This window comes from Gordonia sp. YC-XJ4, assembly GCF_059511865.1.
In genome coordinates, this window is sequence record NZ_CM183447.1 from 4,794,964 (window position 1) to 4,812,983 (window position 18,020).

Here is an 18,020-nt window from a genome sequence, read left to right on the forward strand (position 1 = left end):
AGGGGTCAGGCAACCTCGGGCGTCAAGCCCGAGCGTTCGACTCGCCGTCGGCGCCCGCAGCACCGGCACCTGCACCGACCGCAACGATTTCGAGAACGCCGTCGTCGAAGGCGTCGTACGCCGGTGATCCCTCACCGCTCGGGGCGACGACGTCGGAGTGCGCCCCGCATCCGTACTCGGCCGAAACCACCTGGCCGTCGGCGGAATACTCGTTGGCGCACGCGCCGAAAGCCACCCGCAACGCACCCGACAGCGGGATGTAGAAACCGCAGGTGCAGCACGGAAAAGGGGACGCCACCGCCATCTCTGCGCCGGGACCGTGCTCGCCGTCGTACCAGCGCTGCGCGGCCACGTCGCGGCCCTCCCGGCTGAGCAACCGCTTACGCCCGAGTCCGAGTACCCCGGCCACCTCGGCCAGGTCCTCGGGGTCGGGCGCCGAGGCCTCGACGTCATCGGCCGGATAGTCGTCGGCGACCTCCGGCACGGCAGTCGCGGAGAGCACGGCGCTCGTGGTGTCGACGTGGTTGGGAACGAGCCGCGGATCGTCGGAGTCGGCGGCGAGCATGTCGCCCGCCGTCAGATCGCCCGGCGCGACGCGCTCACTCCACGGCACCCATTCGGGCGCGAGCAGCGCACCTTCGCCCGGCAGGAGGACCACCTCACTGACGGTGACCGCGTCGGTCCCGGGCGCGCCGGCGACCACCACGCACCACTGCCAGCCGCGGTATCCGGTGAGATCGGCGTCGAAGTAGTGTGCTGCGGCCCACTCGCCTTCCGCGATCGCCTGACGGTGGGCACCCGGCTCATGCCCGTCCTCGACGAGCGCGGCACGGGCGACCTCGACGGCGTCGAGCAACCGCGGGCCGTCCATTACTCCAGTCACGCCCTCCAGTGTGCCTCACCCGGGGACCGCGGGTCACAGCGGCTGCGCGCGACACTTCCGAACGACACATACGGCGGCCCGGTCGGCCGATGAGGAACAATTGACGCGTGATCGGACGGAAGTCGAAGGACAGCGCCGCCGCGCCCGCGGGTACCACGGGCCCTGCGGCTGCCGCGCGTACCCGACGCGACCCTGTCGACCACCCCGGCGCCGCGAACTATCCGGCCGACGGCGCACGCCGCCGAGCCACCCCGACGCGGATCCCGTCGCACGGCAATCCGCCGGGCGGGAACCGTGGCGAGGCGTATCTGCCGCCGCGGACCCACAATCCGCACCTGCCGCCCCTCGACGACACGCCGACCGATCCCCATGACGCGACGGGACCGGGCGGCCATCGGACGCAGGCCCTGCCGACCGATCCGACGCCGGAGGCGCCGAAGAAGATCACAGTCGCGCGGGTGGCGGCGATGCGCAGCAGGCAGCTGACCGCGAAGGGGCTCGGCAAGATCCATCAGGCAGCCACCGCCGACGGCGCCGACCAGTCCGGGCTGACCGCGCTGACCTTGCCGGTGATCGTGAACTTCGCCGTCGACGCGGCGATGGCGGTCGCGTTGGCCAACACGTTGTTCTTCTCGGCTGCCACCGGACAGTCCAAGGTGTCGGTGGCGCTGTATCTCGCGCTCACCATCGCACCGTTCGCACTGATCGCACCGTTGATCGGGCCGTTGCTCGACCGACTGCAGCAGGGCCGTCGGATCGCGATGGCCACCACCTTCGGCGCTCGTGTGGTGCTCGCACTGCTGATCATGACCAACGTCAGCTGGGATCCGGTTGCCGATCAGCTCAACTACGACCCGTGGGTGCTCTATCCCTGCGCGCTGGGCCTGCTGGTGCTGTCCAAGTCGTTCGGTGTGCTCAAGTCGGCGGTCACCCCGCGGGTGGTCCCCCCGACGATCGACCTGCCGCGGGTGAACTCCCGGCTGACGATGTTCGGCCTGGTCGGCGGCACGATCATCGGTGGCGCGGTGGCCGGGCTCTTCGAGGTGTTGCTGGCCAAGGCGCTGCCGTGGCACCTGCCCGGCGCGATGCTCTGGCTGGCGGTCATCGCCGCATTCGGCGCGTACCTGTGCATGCGTATCCCGTCCTGGGTCGAGGTCACCGAGGGTGAGATCCCGGCGACGCTGACCTATCACGCCCCGCACGACGCAGCCGCGGCACCGGGACGGGCGGGCGTGCGCGGCGGGGCCAAGGCGCTGGCCGCGAAGATGCGTCAGCCCCTCGGACGCAAGGTGGTCGCTGCGCTCTGGGGTAACGGCACCATCCGCATCCTCACCGGCTTCCTGACGCTCTACATCGCCTTCTATGCCAAGTCCCAGCAGGGGGTGCACTCCGATTGGAAGCAGCTCGCGACCATCGGCGCGGTCGGCGCCGCGGCGGGTGTGGGCAACGCCATCGGCAACGGGGTCGGCACACGTCTGGAGCTGCGCAACCCGTCGAAGATCGTGCTGTATTCGACGGCCGCATGCTTCGTGATGGCCGTACTCGCGGCGGTATTCGGCAACATCGTGCTGGCGACGGCAACCGCACTGGTCGCCTCCGGCACCAGCGCGATCGGCAAGGTGTGCCTGGATTCATCGATCCAGGACGATCTGCCCGAGCAGTCTCGGGCATCGGCGTTCGGCCGATCGGAAACGGTCCTGCAGCTGTGCTGGGTCCTCGGTGCCGCTCTGGGTGTGCTGTTGCCGACGACGCTGTGGGTGGGGTTCACCGTCGTCTCGGTGTTGCTGGGGCTGGGACTCGCGCAGACGGTGCTGACCGATCGCGGACGCTCCCTGGTCCCCGGCCTCGGTGGTGAGCGTCCCGAGCATGCCGAGCCGACCATGTCGTTCGCCGATCTCGGTACGCCGGTCTACAGCCATCCGACGCAGCGACATGCGGCGGTCCGCCCGGATCGCCCGGACGGCCATCCGGCAGGCCACCCGGCGGATCCGTCGTCGGCGCCCACCCGACCGCACCGTCCGGCGGGCCCGGCGCGGGGTCCGTCGTCCCGCGACGCTTCCGGACCGGGTGCTCAGCCCACCAAGCGGATGGGATATCACTAGAGCGTGGTCAACCCCGGTGAGAAGAAGGCGATCGCGATCATCGCCGCAGTGGCCGTCGCGTTCGTGGTCGTCGTCGCGGCAGGTGTCGGCATCCTGGTGGCCGGCAACACCGGCGAGCACAAGGAGGACGCGTACATCCAGCTCGCCGTCGGCGGCGACCTCCACACGGTGCAGCCGGCCCGGTGGTGTGACGTGTTCGTGCGCGAGTGCACCCCGCCGCGGGATCAGCCTCAGCGCACGACGCCGCGGGTGCCGATCCCTCTGAACTCGACGGCGCTGCTGTCGGTCTCGGAGACGGTCGCCAAGGCTCCGTGGAATCTCACGACCCTCTACTGGACCCCACAGGGCCTGGTGGAGGAGGAATCACCACAGGCGTCGAACACCACCTACACCGTCGCCCTGCGGTCGCGCCCGGACCGTGTGCTGCTCGGCGTGACGATCACCGCGGCATCGGCGGTGGCGACCAACCCGGACGGGTCGACCGACATCGCGCGCGGACTGATCGCCGCCGACACGGCGCCGCCCAGATAGGGCCTGACCGGACTAGCTGTCGAGCTCGCGGGCGACGGCGCGCACGACCTCGGAAATGCGTTGTGCGGTCTTTCGATCCGGGTAACGGCCCTTGCGCAGATCCGGCTGCACCTTGCCCTCGAGAAGGGTGATGAGGTCGGCGACCATGCCGTGGAGTTCGTCGGGGCTGTGCCGCTTGACCTCTTTGCGCGCGGCTTCACGGGTGTTCTTGGTGACGCTGGGCGCGGGCTCGAGCACGGTGACCGTCAATGCCTGCGGGCCCCGACGCCCCGCGGCCATCCCGAACTCCACCCGCTGGCCGGGCTTGAGCGCCTCGACGCCGTCGGGCAACGCCGACGAACGCACGTACACGTCCTCGCCGCCCTCTTGTGCGAGAAAACCGAAGCCCTTCTCGGCGTCGTACCACTTCACCTTGCCGCTCGGCACTGTGCTCACCTTCACTCGAACGTCGTTGTCGTTGCATGCGGTCGCTCCACCACATGAAAGGGCGCCCTGACCCACGACAATGAGCAAGGCGCCTGGTGATGCCAGTCTAGCCAATGGGCAAAACGGTTTCTCGAGGCAGCGTGAGCCGCGCGCTGACCGGGCACGACACCGTCATCGTCACCCCGGGTGCTCTACCGTGGAAACCATGGAGAGGAAGCACGGCGCCGGCGCCGGGAGCGAAGCGAGCGGGCCGGGTGTGGCCGGTGCCGGGAGCGAAGCGAGCGGGCCGGGTGTGGTCGGCGCCGGGAGCGAAGCGAGCGGGCCGAAGGCACACGGCGATCGTCGCTCGCTGACGCCGGGAGCCGGCGAGTCGTCCCCGTCGCGACTGCTGCAGGTGGCCGGCGTGGTGTTCGTGATCGGGGTGCTCGCGATCATCGCGTTGTTCGTCACCCCGGTGGCCGATCACGGCGAGACCGCTCCGACCGCGGTGTATCTGTTGACGATGTGCGCCCCGCTGGGTTTCTTGCTGGGCGTCGTCTACGCGTTGCGGTCGGGCCGCGGGGCCCGGTGATCGTGTGTCGGCTTCTGTCGATCGACCCTCGGTGATCGCCACCCACGCCGCTCTCGCGCCGGCATCGGACGAGGGTGCGCTGAAGCGGGCGTACAGCTGTTTTCCGTCGGGCGTGGTCGCGGTCTGCTGCCATCGTGGCGCGCCCGAGTCCCCGGAGTCCTCCGAGCCCACAGACTCAGCCGGCCCGGAACTGGTCGGGATGGCCGCGAGTGCGTTCACGTCGGTGTCGCTGGATCCGCCGCTGGTGAGCGTGTGTGTGCAGAACACCTCGACGACGTGGCCCCGGTTGCGTGACGCCGGCACCGTCGGTGTCAGCGTGTTCGCCCACGACCAGGCACAGTTGTGCCGTCAGCTCGCCGGTCCGGCACCGCGACGGTTCGACGGTATCGAGCCTCTCGGTTCCGACGACGGAGCCCTGTTCATCCCGGGTGCGGCCGCTCACCTGTCGTGCACGATCGAGAGTGAGATCCCCGCCGGCGATCACCTGCTGGTGCTGCTGCGCATCCGGCGTCTCGACGCCGACCCGGAGGTCGAGCCACTCGTGTTCCACGCCAGCACTTTTCGTGCTCTGCAGGCACGGATTCCCGACGACGACCCCACGCGGCGATGACCATCGTCGACCTGGGCCTGCCGCTCCCGTCGGTGCTGCCACGCTCCACCGACGAGGCGCGGTCCGGGGCGTCGACCGCACCCACGTCCGGGCCGCTGCGCGACACCTTCGGCCGGGTGGCCACCGATCTGCGGGTGTCGGTGACCGACCGCTGCAATCTGCGCTGCGACTACTGCATGCCCGCCGAGGGCCTCGACTGGTTGCCGACCGAGTCGGTGATGACCACCGCCGAGTTCATCCGGGTGCTGCGGATAGCCGTCGCCGACCTCGGCATCCGCACCGTCCGGTTCACCGGAGGCGAGCCGCTGCTGCGCCGCGACCTCGAGGACATCATCGCTGCCGTCACCTCGCTGCCGCAGCGCCCGGAGATCGCGATGACGACCAACGGCCTCGGGTTGAGGCGCCGTGCCGCCGGTCTCGTCGAGGCCGGGCTGACGCGCATCAATGTCTCGCTGGACACCGTCGATCCCGCCCGGTTCGCCGAGATCACCCGACGTGATCGGCTGCCCGACGTCCTCGCCGGCCTCGACGCCGCCCGTCGCGCGGGGTTGTATCCGATCAAGGTGAACGCGGTCGTCCCCGATCGTCGGGACCTGGCCGGACTGGTCGACCTCACCCGGTTCTGCCTGGACGCCGGATATCAGCTGCGGATCATCGAGCAGATGCCGCTCGACGCCGGACATCGGTGGGATCGGTCGCGGATGGTCACCGCGACGGAAATCCTCGACGTGCTGTCGGCGCATCTCCGGTTGCGTCCCGACACCGTCCCGCGTGGAGGTGCGCCTGCGGAGACCTTCCTCGTCGATGGCCACACCGACGCCCGTGGAGTACCTGCCCGCGTCGGCGTGATCGCGTCGGTGACGCGCCCGTTCTGCGGTGACTGTGACCGGACCCGGCTGACCGCGGACGGGGCGCTGCGCAACTGCTTGTTCGCCGACGCCGAGACCTCGCTGATGCCCGTGCTGCGGGGCGGTGGTGACGACGAGCTCGACGTCGATCGTCGGATCGCGCAATTGTGGCGGGAGAACACCTGGGCCAAGCGCGCCGGGCACGCGGTCAACACCGCGGGATTCCGGCAGCCGGACCGTCCGATGTCGGCGATCGGGGGCTGAGCGGATGCGTGTGACGATCCGTTATTTCGCCGCCGCCTCCGCGGCCGCGAAGACCGAATCCGACGTGCGCGACATCGCCGAGGACATCACTCTCGGTGAGCTCGAACACATTCTGGCAGCCGATAATCCGGAGTTGGCGCGGGTGTTGGAGCGGTGTTCGTATCTGCGCGACGAGATCGCGCTGTGCGACCGCACGCGGCGCCTCGGTCCGACGCACACGATCGACGTTCTCCCCCCGTTCGCCGGGGGTTGACACACCCGGCTCACTTGTGAGCTTGATCACATAACGAGTCAATAACGAGATGGACACGAACCGGGCGTCACGCCCGTGAACTGCACGGACACCGAAACAGGGCCCAAAGACCCACCGGCACGCCGAAAATGGGTTGTCAGGACGGGGTGATTCCCGCTCTCAGACGTCGTACTGTACGAAGCGTCCTTCACAGAAGGTCACAGCACAGCAAACAACACACCAAGATTTCCACCGGTCGCGCCGAGCCTCGTTCCTCCGGTGGAATGACGAGCACACATCTTGGAACGAGGACGGGGGACCCACCCTTTTCCGCAAGGAAGAACGGACGTCGACAGACGCCCTTGGGGTTAAGTCCGGTCGCCGCACGGCGATCGTGACCGAGCACCTCTCGCTCGAACCCGACAGCTGACCTCGCAGGCGCGTGGAGAGAGGTTATTCGACTTATGTCCGGACGTCACCGCAAGCCGTCGACCACCACCGCAACCAAGACCTTCGCGAAGATCGCGCTGACCGGAGCCGTTCTCGGCGGCGGCGCGGCCCTGCTGGGCACCGGCTCGGCACATGCCGCCTCCGATTCCGAGTGGGATCAGGTCGCCCAGTGCGAGTCCGGTGGCAACTGGGCCATCAACACCGGCAACGGCTACCAGGGTGGACTCCAGTTCAGCCCGAGCACGTGGGCCGCCAACGGTGGCACCCAGTTCGCGCCGAGCGCCGACCAGGCCTCCAAGGAGCAGCAGATCACCGTCGCCGAGCGAGTCCTGGCCACCCAGGGCAAGGGCGCATGGCCGGTCTGCGGCACCGGGTTGTCGGGGGCCACCCCGCGGACCGCCCCCGCCGACACCCCGCGTCCGGATGCGCCCCAGGCGCCCGCCAAGGGTCTCGCGAACACCCCGAACGCCACCAGCACCGACCAGGCGATCGATCAGGTCAGCCAGGCCGGCGTCAGCCCCGAGGTGCAGAGCCTGCTCAAGGCCGCCAAGGACAGCGGCTACCAGCTCACCCCGGATCAGCTGCGCCTGTTCAACGAGAACAAGGGACTCGTCCCGCTCCCCTGAACCCGATCGGTTCAGCCCTGACGAAGGGCCCCGCACGTTGCTCGACGCCGTGCGGGGCCCTTTTCCAATTGTCGGGGGGCTGTGTCGGTTGTGGCCGGTGTCAGGTGGTGACCTGTATCAGGTGGTGCCCGTGATCAGGCCGACCCGACCCACTCGTCGGTTCCGTCGCCGAAGAACTGGTGTTTCCACACCGGTATGCGCGCCTTGACCTCGTCGACGAGTCGCGCGCACAACGCGAACGCCTCGGCGCGGTGATCGGCGGCCACGGCGACGACGAAGGCGACGTCGCCGACCGACAGGTCACCCACCCGATGGGAGACCGCGACCGCCCGGACGCCGTCGGCGGCCGCACAGATCTCGGTGACCACCTCGGTGAGCACGCGCGGGGCGTCCGGGTGCGCCGAATACGACAGACTCGTCACCGTGCGGCCGCCGTCGTGGTCGCGGACCGCGCCGACGAACCCCACGACCGCGCCGGCATGTCCATCGGCAGCCGCGACGACGCGGGCCTCGTGGTCGGCGAGTGCGATCGGGTCGACGCTCACCGCCGTGTGCACGACCACCACCGGGTTGCCGGCGGTCAACGGTGACAACCATTCAATCGGTGACAACCATTCATCAGTGATACGAGTTCATCAGTGGTCGCCGCCGCGGATTTGGTCGAGAGCGTGGTCGAGGACGGTGGCGAGGACCGAAAGGCCGTCGCGCACACCGCCGGTCGAGCCGGGCAGATTGACCACCAGCGTCGTGCCGGCGACCCCGGCGGTGCCACGGGAGAGGACCGCGGTCGGCACCTGCGGCAGACCCGCGGTGCGGATGGCGTCGGCGAGACCGGGGATCTCGATGTCGAGCAGCAGTCGCGTCTGTTCGGGGGTCCGGTCGGTCGGTGCGAGCCCGGTCCCGCCGGTGGTGAGGACGAGGTCGACGTCGGCGTAGATCGCGGCCCGGATCGCATCACCCACCGGTGGGCCGTCGGCGACGACGTCGAGCTCGTCGACGGTGAACCCGTGGTCGGTGAGCCACTCGGCGATGATCGGGCCCGTGCGATCGGGATAGGCACCACGGGAGGCCCGGGTGGAGGCCACGACGATCCGCGCGATGCGCTGCCTGCTCATGGTTGCATCCCGGGGTCCGCGTGTGGCCCGCGCTCGTCTCCTCGGTGCCAGTCACCGGACCGTCCGCCGGACTTCTCGAGGAGCCGGATTCCGTCCATGCGTGCGTGACGGTCGACGGCCTTGACCATGTCGTGCAGCGTGAGTCCGGCCACCGCCACCGCGGTCAGTGCTTCCATCTCCACGCCGGTCCGGCCCGCGGTGGTGACCGCAGCCGTCACGTCGATGTGATCGGTGCCGATCGTGAAGTCGACGTCGACCGACGACAGCGCCAGCTGATGGCAGAGAGGAATGAGCGAATCGGTGCGTTTGGCCGCCATGATCCCGGCGATCCGCGCGGTGGCGAGGACGTCACCCTTCGGCAATGACGACGAGGTCAGCAGGTCGATGACGGTGGTGCTGGTGCGAAATGTGCCGCCGGCAACGGCGCGGCGCTGGGTGACCGACTTGTCCCCCACATCGACCATGCGGGCCGTACCCGAGTCGTCGACGTGGGACAACCGGGCAGACGACTGCGGATCGGGCACCGCACTCACTCGGTCACCGCGCTCAGCGGTTGATGACCGTCTTGGGGTTGATGTAGTTGACCTCGTCGGCCGGCAGCGGGAACTCCACCTCGCCGAACGGCGACAACGCGCCGGGCAGCGCGGCCGCGAACTCCGAGACCGCGTGCTCGGGACCGTCGCCGTCGGAGGCCTTCGGCCAGCCGTTGTCAACGTAGTGCTTCTTCGAATTGCTCTCAGCCACGCGCATATTGTGCCACGGCGTGCTCCGCGGCACGCGGTGCGCTCACCGTTTGGTCCCCGACGCCCGCGTCGTCTCATCACCGACGTCCGCGTCGTGGGCCCATCGTTCGAATGATACGAAGGCCGATCTCAGAGCACGTTGGGTAAGGTCACAGGCCAGCGGTCCACCCCCGATCGAAGGAAGAATCGTGCCTCTGAGTCCAGGTTCGCAGGTCGCCGGCTACAAGGTGGTGTCCCTGCTGGGTTCGGGCGGGATGGGTGAGGTGTACCTCGTCGAGAACCCGCAGTTGCTGCGGCGGGAGGCCCTGAAGGTCATCTCGCTGGCCGGTGCGCACGACCCCGATTTCCAGCGGCGCTTCACCAACGAGGCGCGCACCACCGCGGCGCTCGATCACCCCAGCATCATCTCGATCCACCAGTACGGCATCAACACCGACGGCACCCCGTGGTTCACCATGAACTACCTCGAGGGCGCCGACCTCACCCACGGCGCGATCTCCCCGTCGGACGTGATCGAGGTGACCACCCGTGTCGCCGACGCCCTCGACTACGCCCACCGGCGCAACATCATCCACCGTGACGTCAAACCGGCCAACATCTTCGTCAGCCGGGACGAACACGGTCAGATCGCCCGGGTCACCGTGCTGGACTTCGGCATCGCCAAACTCGTCAACTCGACGTCACTGACCGCGACGAGTGCCTTCATCGGCACGCTGGCCTACTGTGCCCCCGAGGTGATCGAGGGTCACGACGCATCAGCCTCCTCGGATCAGTATTCGTTGGCGTGCACCGTCTTCCAGCTCCTGACCGGGCAGGCCCCGTTCACCACCACCACGCCTTCGGCACTGGTCATGGCGCATCTGACCAAACAGATCCCACCGATCAGCTCGCTACGCCCCGATCTCGGCGCCCTCGATCCGGTGATCGCGAAGGCACTGTCGAAGAATCCCGCCGACCGCTACCCCGACTGCCGGTCGTTCTCGACGGCGCTGCGTCAGGCATTCGAGGGCCGGGGTCAAGCATTCGAGGGGCGGGGCAACCCCACACCGCCATCGCACCAGTCGAACCCGGCGGCAGGACCTTTCGTCGGGGCGAACCGCCCGTACTCCCAGCCGACGGTGCCACCGTCGCAGCCGACGCCGCCGCCGTCCTATGCGACGCCGCCGCCGTCGCATCCGAATCCCTCGCATCCGAATCCCTCGCATCCAAACCCCTCGGTACCCAACCAGAATCCGTCCTACCCCGGCCAGATACCGTCCGCGATGCCCGGCGGCTACGCGCCGGCTGGCCCGACGGTCGCCAACAACCCACCCTCGCAACCGAATTCGCCGTATCAGTCGGCACCGTTCGGCGCGCCCGCAGCGGCCGGCGGCATACCCCCGACGTTTCCGCCGGGAACGCCGCCGCACCTCATCGGTGGCGGCTATCCGCTCTCCACACCGGCGGCCCCGAAGAAGAAGCGCACCGGCCTGATCGTCTCCCTGGCGGCCGCCGCCGTGGTCGTCCTGCTCGTCCTCGGACTCGGCATCGCCTTCGCCGCAGGCGCTTTCCGCGGTGATGACGATCAGCCAACGGCCAGTGGACATCCCACGGTGCTCGCCGTCTACGGCAACTCCAGCTGCGGCATCTCGGCCAAGCAGTTGTATTGCTGGGGAGCCAATTACGACAATCAGCTCGCCAACGGCGGCACCACCGCCTCGCCCACCCCGGTCAAGGTCAACCTCCCCACCGTGACCGCGGTCTCGTTGGGCGGGTACATCGACACCGACAAGGACTTCAAGACCAGCACCTGCGCGGTCTCGGGAGGTCAGGCCTTCTGCTGGGGCGACAACGGCTACGGCCAACTCGGCACCGGCACCACCTCCGACGCCCAGACGCCGACGCCGGTGACCGGGCTGTCCGGCACGGTGACGGCGATCGCCACCGGTTACGGCAGCACCTGCGCCATCGCGGGCGGCAAGCTGTACTGCTGGGGCAACAACGACGACGGGCAGGTCGGCGTGGACTCGGTCACCGACAAGACCTCAACCCCCACCGAGGTGACCGGACTGAGCGGCACCGTCACCGGCGTCGCCACCGCGCAGGGCACCACCTGCGCCATCGCCGACGCCGTCTACTGCTGGGGCAACAACGACAGCGGCCAGCTCGGCACCGGGGCCACCACGCGGGCCAACACCCCGCAGAAGGTCGCCGTCACCGACGCCGACTCCATCTCGGTCGGCACCTATGGCGTCACCGATGACCCGAACCAATACATCACCGTGTGCGCGTCGGCGTCGGGCAAGGCCTACTGCTGGGGCGACAACCGGTACGGCCAGATCGGCGACGGCACCAAGAACGCCCAGCACACCCCGACGCCGGTCGTCGGGCTGACCGGGGTCACCCAGATCAACACCGGTTGGGGTTCGACCTGCGCGGTGTCGCAGGGCAAGTTGTTCTGCTGGGGAGACAACGAGGGACAGCAACTCGGCATCGGCTCCGGGTCGGCGACCACCTCGCCGACCCAGATCACCGCCCTGTCGGGAACCGTCTCCGCCGTCGAGACCGTGCTGGGCACGACCTGCGCGGTCGTCAACGAGACCTCGATCTACTGTTGGGGCCGCAACTCCGCGGGCCAGGTCGGCAACGGCGACAGCGGCGACGACAAGGAAGTGTCGACCCCGGCGCTGCTGAACCTGCCCGCGTGAGAAGGGGTCGCGTGGCGCGCTCGGTAGAATCGGCCGAATGAGTTCCGATGATCGGGCCGACGGGCTTGCCGGCGACCTGATCTCGCGCACCGACGATCAATTGGCGGATCTGTTCGCACTGCGTCCCGACCTCGCCTCCCCGCCCCCGCAGGGCAGCCGCGTTCTCGCGCAACGTGCGCTCTCCGCGGCGTCGGTCGCGCTGGCGGGCGAGCGTCTCGACCTGCTCGACATCGCCGTGCTCGAGGTGATCATCTCCGCGGGCCCACCGGCTGCGGCGACGGTGTCGGCGTCGTCGGTGCTCGACGCGCTGTCCGATCGCGCCGGGCACGACGACATCCTCGAGCGCATCGCCCATCTGCGTCGGCTCGCCCTGATCTGGGGCCCCGACGACGCCCTGCACGTCGCCGGTAATGCGACTTCGGCGCTGCCGTGGCGCGGGCTGCACCTGACGGGCCCGCTCGCACACGTGACACCCGAGGACCTGCGGTCGCGTCTCGACGCCCTCGACGAGCGGCAGCGCGAACTACTCGCGGCGCTCTCCCGGGGCCCGGCGCTGGGTCGCAGCCGCGACGCGGCACCCGACGCCGACCCGCAATCGCCGGTCGCACGCCTGATCGCCGACGGTCTGCTCGCACGGATCGATCACCAGACCGTCGAGCTCCCTGCACAATCCGGGCAGTTGCTGCGGGGTGAACCGGCCCTGCGCACCGACACCCTCGCGCGTCCGGTACCCGACGACTCCTCGGCGCCGCGCCGGTTCTCGGCCCGCGACATCGACGCCGCAGGTGGTGGCGAGGCGCTGGAACTGATCCGGCACGCCACCACGGTGCTCCGCGCACTGGGGTCGGCGCCGGCGGCGATCCTGCGGTCGGGGGCCCTCGGCGTGCGGGAGTTACGCCGCCTGAGCAAGACCACCGGCCTCGATCAGCCCCGGCTCGCACTGATCGTCGAGCTCCTCGGTCACGCACGATTGATCGACTCCGGTTTTCCCGATCCCCCACCGGCCGGCGACACCGGCGAGCACGCCTTCGCCCCGACGACGACGTCGGACACCTGGCTGCACCAGCCTCCGGAACGCCAGTGGCACACCCTGCTCGAGGCCTGGCTGACGATGCCGCGCAACGCCTGGCAGGTCGGCGAGCCGGACCGCGACGGCACCACGATCCCGGCGCTCTCGGCCGAGATCTACGACTCCCACGCCCCGACCGTGCGTCGCACCATCCTCACCGCGCTGCGGCGGACGGCGCCGGCGACACCGGTGTCGGTCGCCGGGCTCGTGGCCACCCTCGGCTGGGATCACCCGCACCAGATGCGTCGTCTCACCTCGCGGGTGGTCGGTGCGACGCTCGACGAGGCGCGCGCGGTCGGCGTCGTCGGGCATCACGCGTTGACCACGGTCGGGCGGGCGGTGCTCGACGCCGATCCCGCCGACGACGATTCGGCGGTGCTCGCCGCCATGCGCAAGGCGCTGCCGGCGCCGGTCGATCATTTCCTCACCCAGGCCGATCTGACGATCACCGTGCCCGGACCGATGACCGCCGAACTCGCCGAACAGGTGGAGCTGGTGGCCGACCTCGAATCCGGCGGCGCCGCATCGGTGTACCGGATCAGCGAGGACAGTGTGCGCCGTGCGCTCGATGCCGGCCGGTCCAGCAGTGAACTGATCACCATGTTCACCACGCATTCCCGCACTCCGGTGCCGCAGTCGCTGACCTATCTGATCGAGGACGTGGCGCGCCGACACGGTGCGCTCCGGGTCGGGATCGCCTCGTCGTTCATCCGGTGCGAGGACGCCGCGACCCTGGCGGCGGTGTTGCGCAGTGATGCCACCGAACGTCTGGCGCTCCGCGCGCTGGCACCCACGGTTGCGGTGTCGCCCAGCGAGATCCGTGATGTGCTCGACGTTCTGCGCGCCGCCGGATTCGCCCCGGCCGGTGAGGATTCGGCGGGTGAGCTCGTCGACATGCGTGACCGCGGAAGCCGGGTCGCCACCAATCGCGCGCGGCGGCATCCGGCCGCGGCGCCACGTCGCGCGGCGCTCGGCCCCGATCAGATCGCCGCCGTCGTCGGCCGGGTGCGCTCGGGTGATCGTGCCGCGGTCGCCACCCCGGCAGCCGGGCCGGCCTCGGCGTCGGTGCGGGCCACCGGGGGTGGCGAGCCGACGACCGCGCTGATCCGATTGGCGTTGCGCGCCAACCGGAAACTGCGCGTCGGCTACGTCGACGCGCATGGCAGCGCGTCACGACACGTGGTGTCCCCGCAGACCCTCGGCGCCGGTCAGCTCATCGGGATCGAGGACGGCACCGACGACGAACAGCGGTTCTCGCTGCATCGCATCACCAGCGTCGAACTGCTCGACGGCTGACCGGCGCCGATCAGCGCCCGGGTCAGCCCGCGGCCACCGCGACCGGCTCGGACTCGTGTGCGTCGCCGATCGGCCGCCGGACGTTGATCAGGAGCCCGGCCACCAGCGCCACACCCGCGAGAATGGCTGCGGCGACATAGAATCCGATGCTCTGACCGTGAACCATGGCCTGTGCCTGCAATACCTTCGCGTCGGCCGGTCCGTGCACCGAGGCCATGTGGCCGGTGATGTAGGAGGCCGTCGCGGTGGCGGCGATCGTGTTCAGCAGGGCCGTACCGATGGCGCCGCCGACCTGCTGTGAGGTGTTGACCATCGCCGACGCCACACCGGCGTCGCGTGGCTCGACGCCGTAGGTGGCGAGATTCATCGAGGTCATGAACACCGTGCCCATCCCGCAGCCGAGCAGGAACAGAGCCGGGAAGATCACGCTCCAGTACCGGGTGGAGTCGGCCGAGATCTGGCTCAGCAGAAGCATTCCGCAGGCCGCGATGAGCGCGCCCGGTACCAGCAGGAACCGCGGCGGCACCCGGGTGATGAGCCGCGCGGCGATCTGGGTGGAGCCGACCAGCATGCCACCGACCATGGGCAAGAAGGCAACTCCGGCACTCAGCGGCGAATAATGGTGCACCACTTGCATGTAGAGCGTCAGGAAGAGGAAGGAGCCGAACATCGCGATCACCGACATCGCGACGCTCAGATACGCTCCACCGCGCGCACGGTCGGCGACAACCCGCAAGGGCAGCAACGGATGTCGGTAACGCGCCTGCCATCCCACGAACGCGGCGAGCAGTACCACCGCGGCAATCAGGCAGATGACGGTCCCGGTGTCGCCCCAGCCCTCCTCGGCCGCACGACTGAATCCGTACACGACCAGGGCCAGTCCCCCGCCGCCCAGGACGACGCCGAGGACGTCGAGGTGCGTGGCGTTGTCGTGGGCCCGCGGCGGCTCCTTGATCTCGACGATCGCACCGAACAGCGCGACGGCGGCGAAGACCACGTTGATGTACATCGTCCAGCGCCAGTCGAGGGTCTGGGTGAGCAGACCACCGAGCAGCAGGCCGACCGCGGCGCCACCACCGGCGATCGCACCGAAGACACCGAAGGCGCGGGCGCGTTCCTTGGGCGCGGTGAACATCACCGTCAGCAGCGACAACGCGGCCGGGGCGAGCAGCGCACCGAACGCACCCTGCAGTGCCCGCGCGCCGAACAGCATGCCCTGGTTGACCGCCGCCCCGCCCAGCGCGGAGGCGAAGGCGAATCCGACGAGACCGATCATCAGCGCGCGCCGACGGCCCCACAGGTCGGCGATGCGACCGCCGAACAGGAGCAGACCACCGAAGGCCAGCGCGTAGGCGGTGATGACCCACTGCTGGTTGGCGTCGCTGATACCGAGGTCGACCTTGGCGTCGGGCAGGGCGATCTGGACGACGGTGCCGTCGAGGACCACCATCAGCTGGGCCAGACAGATGAAGACGAGGGCCTTCCACCGCCGGGGATCGGGTTCGGCGGAGGGCGAAACAGGTGAGGACATTCGAGAACTCGCTCTTGTCGACGTGCGGTGGACGCGTCGGCGCGATGCACCGACCTGGTGTGGTGATCCACGGACCAATATCCGGAGGACCGTACTCCGGATAGCGTACGCCGTCCGCCACGACAGCGAAACTCCTTTTGATTCCGGACGTTTCGGAACTCACCCGATTTCGGGCATATCGGCCATGTCGGCGCCGACAGCACCCACTGTTACGCCCACGGCGCTCGCCACAGCGCCGACAGCGCTCAGCTCAGTCCCGACAGCGCTCGACGAGGCGCCGTCGGCGTGGTGAAGAGCGCCGTCGCGGGCGGGGAGGGCGCGATCGGGATTCGACGCGACGTGCAGACACCTGGACAATGGATCGGGTGACCGATGGACCCCTGATCGTGCAATCCGACAAGACGCTGCTGCTCGAGGTCGATCACCCCGACGCGGCGTCCGCTCGCGCAGCGATCGCCCCGTTTGCCGAGCTCGAACGCGCACCCGAACACGTGCACACCTACCGGGTGACCCCGCTGGCGCTGTGGAACGCGCGCGCGGCGGGCCACGACGCCGAGCAGGTGGTCGACGCGCTGGTCACCTACTCGCGCTACGCGGTGCCGCAGCCGCTGCTGATGGACATCGTCGACACCATGGGTCGGTTCGGCCGCCTCCAGCTGGTCAAGAGTCCCGTCCACGGACTGACGCTGGTGAGCCTCGACCGCGCGGTGCTCGAGGAGATCCTCCGCAACAAGAAGGTCGCCCCGATGCTCGGCGCCCGCATCGACGACGACACCGTCGTCGTGCACCCGTCCGAGCGAGGACGACTCAAGCAGATCCTGCTCAAGGTCGGCTGGCCGGCCGAGGACCTCGCGGGTTACGTCGACGGCGAGGCGCACTCGATCGGCCTCGACCAGGGCGACTGGCATCTGCGCGACTACCAGGAGATGGCCGCCGACTCGTTCTGGGCGGGCGGCTCGGGCGTCGTGGTGCTGCCGTGCGGTGCGGGCAAGACGATGGTCGGCGCGGCCGCGATGGCCAAGGCCGGTGCCACCACACTGATCCTGGTCACCAACACCGTGGCGGGCCGCCAGTGGAAGCGGGAACTGGTCGCCCGCACCACCCTGACCGAGGACGAGATCGGTGAATATTCGGGCGAGCGCAAGGAGATTCGCCCGGTCACCATCGCCACCTATCAGGTGATGACGCGAAAGTCCAAGGGCGAGTACAAGAACCTCGATCTCTTCGACTCCCGCGATTGGGGCCTGATCATCTACGACGAGGTGCACCTGCTCCCGGCGCCGGTCTTCCGGATGACCGCCGACCTGCAGTCCCGCCGACGACTCGGCCTCACCGCGACCCTGGTCCGCGAGGACGGCCGCGAGGGCGACGTGTTCTCCCTCATCGGCCCCAAGCGCTACGACGCGCCGTGGAAGGACATCGAGGCCCAGGGCTGGATCGCGCCCGCCGAGTGCATCGAGGTGCGGGTGACCCTTACCGACGAGGAACGACTGCAGTACGCCGTCGCCGAGAACGAGGCGAAATACAAGCTCTGCTCGACGGCGCACACCAAGGTCAACGTCGTGCGGTCGATTCTGGCGCGCCACAGGGATTCTCAGACTCTGGTCATCGGCGCCTACATCGACCAGCTCGAGGAACTCGGCCGCGAACTCGATGCCCCGGTGATCCAGGGATCGACCAAGAACAAGGAGCGTGAGGCCCTGTTCGACCGCTTCCGGTCCGGCGAGTTGCAGACCCTCGTGGTGTCCAAGGTCGCGAACTTCTCGATCGATCTGCCCGAGGCGTCGGTGGCCGTGCAGGTGTCGGGCACCTTCGGTTCCCGGCAGGAAGAAGCGCAGCGCCTCGGACGCCTACTGCGACCGAAATCCGATGGCGGACAAGCACACTTCTATTCGGTGGTCTCCCGCGACACCCTCGACGCCGACTACGCCGCCCACCGGCAGCGCTTCCTCGCCGAGCAGGGCTACGCCTACCGGATCACCGACGCCGACGACCTCCTCGGGCCCACCATCGGTGAAGAATCTGCGGGCTGACGC

At 69.2% G+C, this 18,020-nt stretch carries 17 protein-coding genes and 1 riboswitch; of the genes, 10 read left to right on the forward strand and 7 right to left on the reverse strand.

The annotated features are described in order from the left end of the window. Positions 1-22: 22 nt before the first annotated feature. On the reverse strand, positions 23-871 hold the full coding sequence (locus AC5ZH6_RS21240) for a DUF3027 domain-containing protein (protein WP_288337200.1): 849 nt from the start codon (positions 869-871) through the stop codon (positions 23-25). 119 nt (positions 872-990) lie between these two features. Here AC5ZH6_RS21240 and AC5ZH6_RS21245 point away from each other — a divergent pair, with 119 nt between their 5' ends. Together AC5ZH6_RS21245 and AC5ZH6_RS21250 are read left to right on the forward strand one after the other, a co-directional pair. Further along, the gene (locus AC5ZH6_RS21245; protein ID WP_288438752.1) at positions 991-2,985 is read left to right on the forward strand and encodes an MFS transporter; all 1,995 of its coding nucleotides are present in this window, start codon (positions 991-993) and stop codon (positions 2,983-2,985) included. Positions 2,986-2,988: 3 nt separating this feature from the next. Beyond that, entirely contained in the window at positions 2,989-3,516 is a 528-nt protein-coding gene (locus AC5ZH6_RS21250; RefSeq protein ID WP_288337197.1) for a DUF2771 family protein, read from the forward strand. A gap of 12 nt (positions 3,517-3,528) precedes the next feature. On the opposite strand, the gene AC5ZH6_RS21255 is transcribed toward AC5ZH6_RS21250, so the two are convergent. Beyond that, positions 3,529-3,942 carry a cold-shock protein gene (locus AC5ZH6_RS21255; protein ID WP_006367768.1) on the reverse strand — a complete coding sequence of 138 codons (414 nt, stop codon included), beginning with the start codon at positions 3,940-3,942 and terminating at the stop codon, positions 3,529-3,531. Positions 3,943-4,291: 349 nt separating this feature from the next. Between AC5ZH6_RS21255 and AC5ZH6_RS21260 the strand changes: the two genes are divergently transcribed. The 5 genes from AC5ZH6_RS21260 (at position 4,292) to AC5ZH6_RS21280 (ending at position 7,543) form a co-directional block, all read left to right on the forward strand. Further along, a complete protein-coding gene (locus tag AC5ZH6_RS21260; RefSeq protein WP_035726884.1) occupies positions 4,292-4,513 on the forward strand; it encodes a hypothetical protein in 222 nt (73 codons plus the stop codon). A gap of 31 nt (positions 4,514-4,544) precedes the next feature. After that, complete coding sequence (locus tag AC5ZH6_RS21265) at positions 4,545-5,123, forward strand: flavin reductase family protein (protein WP_288337198.1); 579 nt, start codon at positions 4,545-4,547, stop codon at positions 5,121-5,123. Further along, positions 5,120-6,235, forward strand: coding sequence for a GTP 3',8-cyclase MoaA (gene moaA / locus AC5ZH6_RS21270; protein WP_288337199.1), 1,116 nt, complete (start codon positions 5,120-5,122; stop codon positions 6,233-6,235). Before AC5ZH6_RS21265 ends, moaA begins: the two co-directional genes overlap by 4 nt. 4 nt (positions 6,236-6,239) lie before the next feature. Further along, positions 6,240-6,488: a MoaD/ThiS family protein gene (locus tag AC5ZH6_RS21275; protein WP_020170210.1), complete on the forward strand. Its 249-nt coding sequence runs from the start codon at positions 6,240-6,242 to the stop codon at positions 6,486-6,488. A 261-nt stretch (positions 6,489-6,749) separates the two neighbouring features. Next, a riboswitch (cyclic di-AMP (ydaO/yuaA leader) is annotated at positions 6,750-6,924 on the forward strand. A gap of 7 nt (positions 6,925-6,931) precedes the next feature. Beyond that, the gene (locus tag AC5ZH6_RS21280) at positions 6,932-7,543 is read left to right on the forward strand and encodes a transglycosylase family protein (protein WP_020170209.1); all 612 of its coding nucleotides are present in this window, start codon (positions 6,932-6,934) and stop codon (positions 7,541-7,543) included. A gap of 134 nt (positions 7,544-7,677) precedes the next feature. On the opposite strand, the gene AC5ZH6_RS21285 is transcribed toward AC5ZH6_RS21280, so the two are convergent. From AC5ZH6_RS21285 to AC5ZH6_RS21300, 4 genes are read right to left on the reverse strand one after another with little or no spacing between them, the layout of a single operon-like run. Then, the gene (locus AC5ZH6_RS21285) at positions 7,678-8,127 is read right to left on the reverse strand and encodes a molybdenum cofactor biosynthesis protein MoaE (RefSeq protein ID WP_020170208.1); all 450 of its coding nucleotides are present in this window, start codon (positions 8,125-8,127) and stop codon (positions 7,678-7,680) included. Positions 8,128-8,178: 51 nt separating this feature from the next. Continuing rightward, positions 8,179-8,658, reverse strand: a complete 480-nt coding sequence (locus AC5ZH6_RS21290) for a MogA/MoaB family molybdenum cofactor biosynthesis protein (protein ID WP_014361280.1) — start codon at positions 8,656-8,658, stop codon at positions 8,179-8,181. Then, the gene (gene moaC, locus AC5ZH6_RS21295) at positions 8,655-9,191 is read right to left on the reverse strand and encodes a cyclic pyranopterin monophosphate synthase MoaC (RefSeq protein WP_014361281.1); all 537 of its coding nucleotides are present in this window, start codon (positions 9,189-9,191) and stop codon (positions 8,655-8,657) included. Before moaC ends, AC5ZH6_RS21290 begins: the two co-directional genes overlap by 4 nt. 13 nt (positions 9,192-9,204) lie before the next feature. Then, the gene (locus tag AC5ZH6_RS21300) at positions 9,205-9,408 is read right to left on the reverse strand and encodes a hypothetical protein (RefSeq protein WP_014361282.1); all 204 of its coding nucleotides are present in this window, start codon (positions 9,406-9,408) and stop codon (positions 9,205-9,207) included. A gap of 181 nt (positions 9,409-9,589) precedes the next feature. Between AC5ZH6_RS21300 and AC5ZH6_RS21305 the strand changes: the two genes are divergently transcribed. Continuing rightward, complete coding sequence (locus AC5ZH6_RS21305) at positions 9,590-12,088, forward strand: protein kinase domain-containing protein (RefSeq protein ID WP_014361283.1); 2,499 nt, start codon at positions 9,590-9,592, stop codon at positions 12,086-12,088. Between the two features lie 37 nt (positions 12,089-12,125). Then, entirely contained in the window at positions 12,126-14,453 is a 2,328-nt protein-coding gene (locus AC5ZH6_RS21310) for a helicase-associated domain-containing protein (protein ID WP_014361284.1), read from the forward strand. Between the two features lie 22 nt (positions 14,454-14,475). Here AC5ZH6_RS21310 and AC5ZH6_RS21315 read toward each other — a convergent pair whose 3' ends face one another. Further along, complete coding sequence (locus AC5ZH6_RS21315) at positions 14,476-15,984, reverse strand: MFS transporter (protein WP_014361285.1); 1,509 nt, start codon at positions 15,982-15,984, stop codon at positions 14,476-14,478. 365 nt (positions 15,985-16,349) lie between these two features. Here AC5ZH6_RS21315 and AC5ZH6_RS21320 point away from each other — a divergent pair, with 365 nt between their 5' ends. Further along, positions 16,350-18,017, forward strand: a complete 1,668-nt coding sequence (locus tag AC5ZH6_RS21320; RefSeq protein ID WP_496167791.1) for a DNA repair helicase XPB — start codon at positions 16,350-16,352, stop codon at positions 18,015-18,017. Positions 18,018-18,020: the final 3 nt, after the last annotated feature.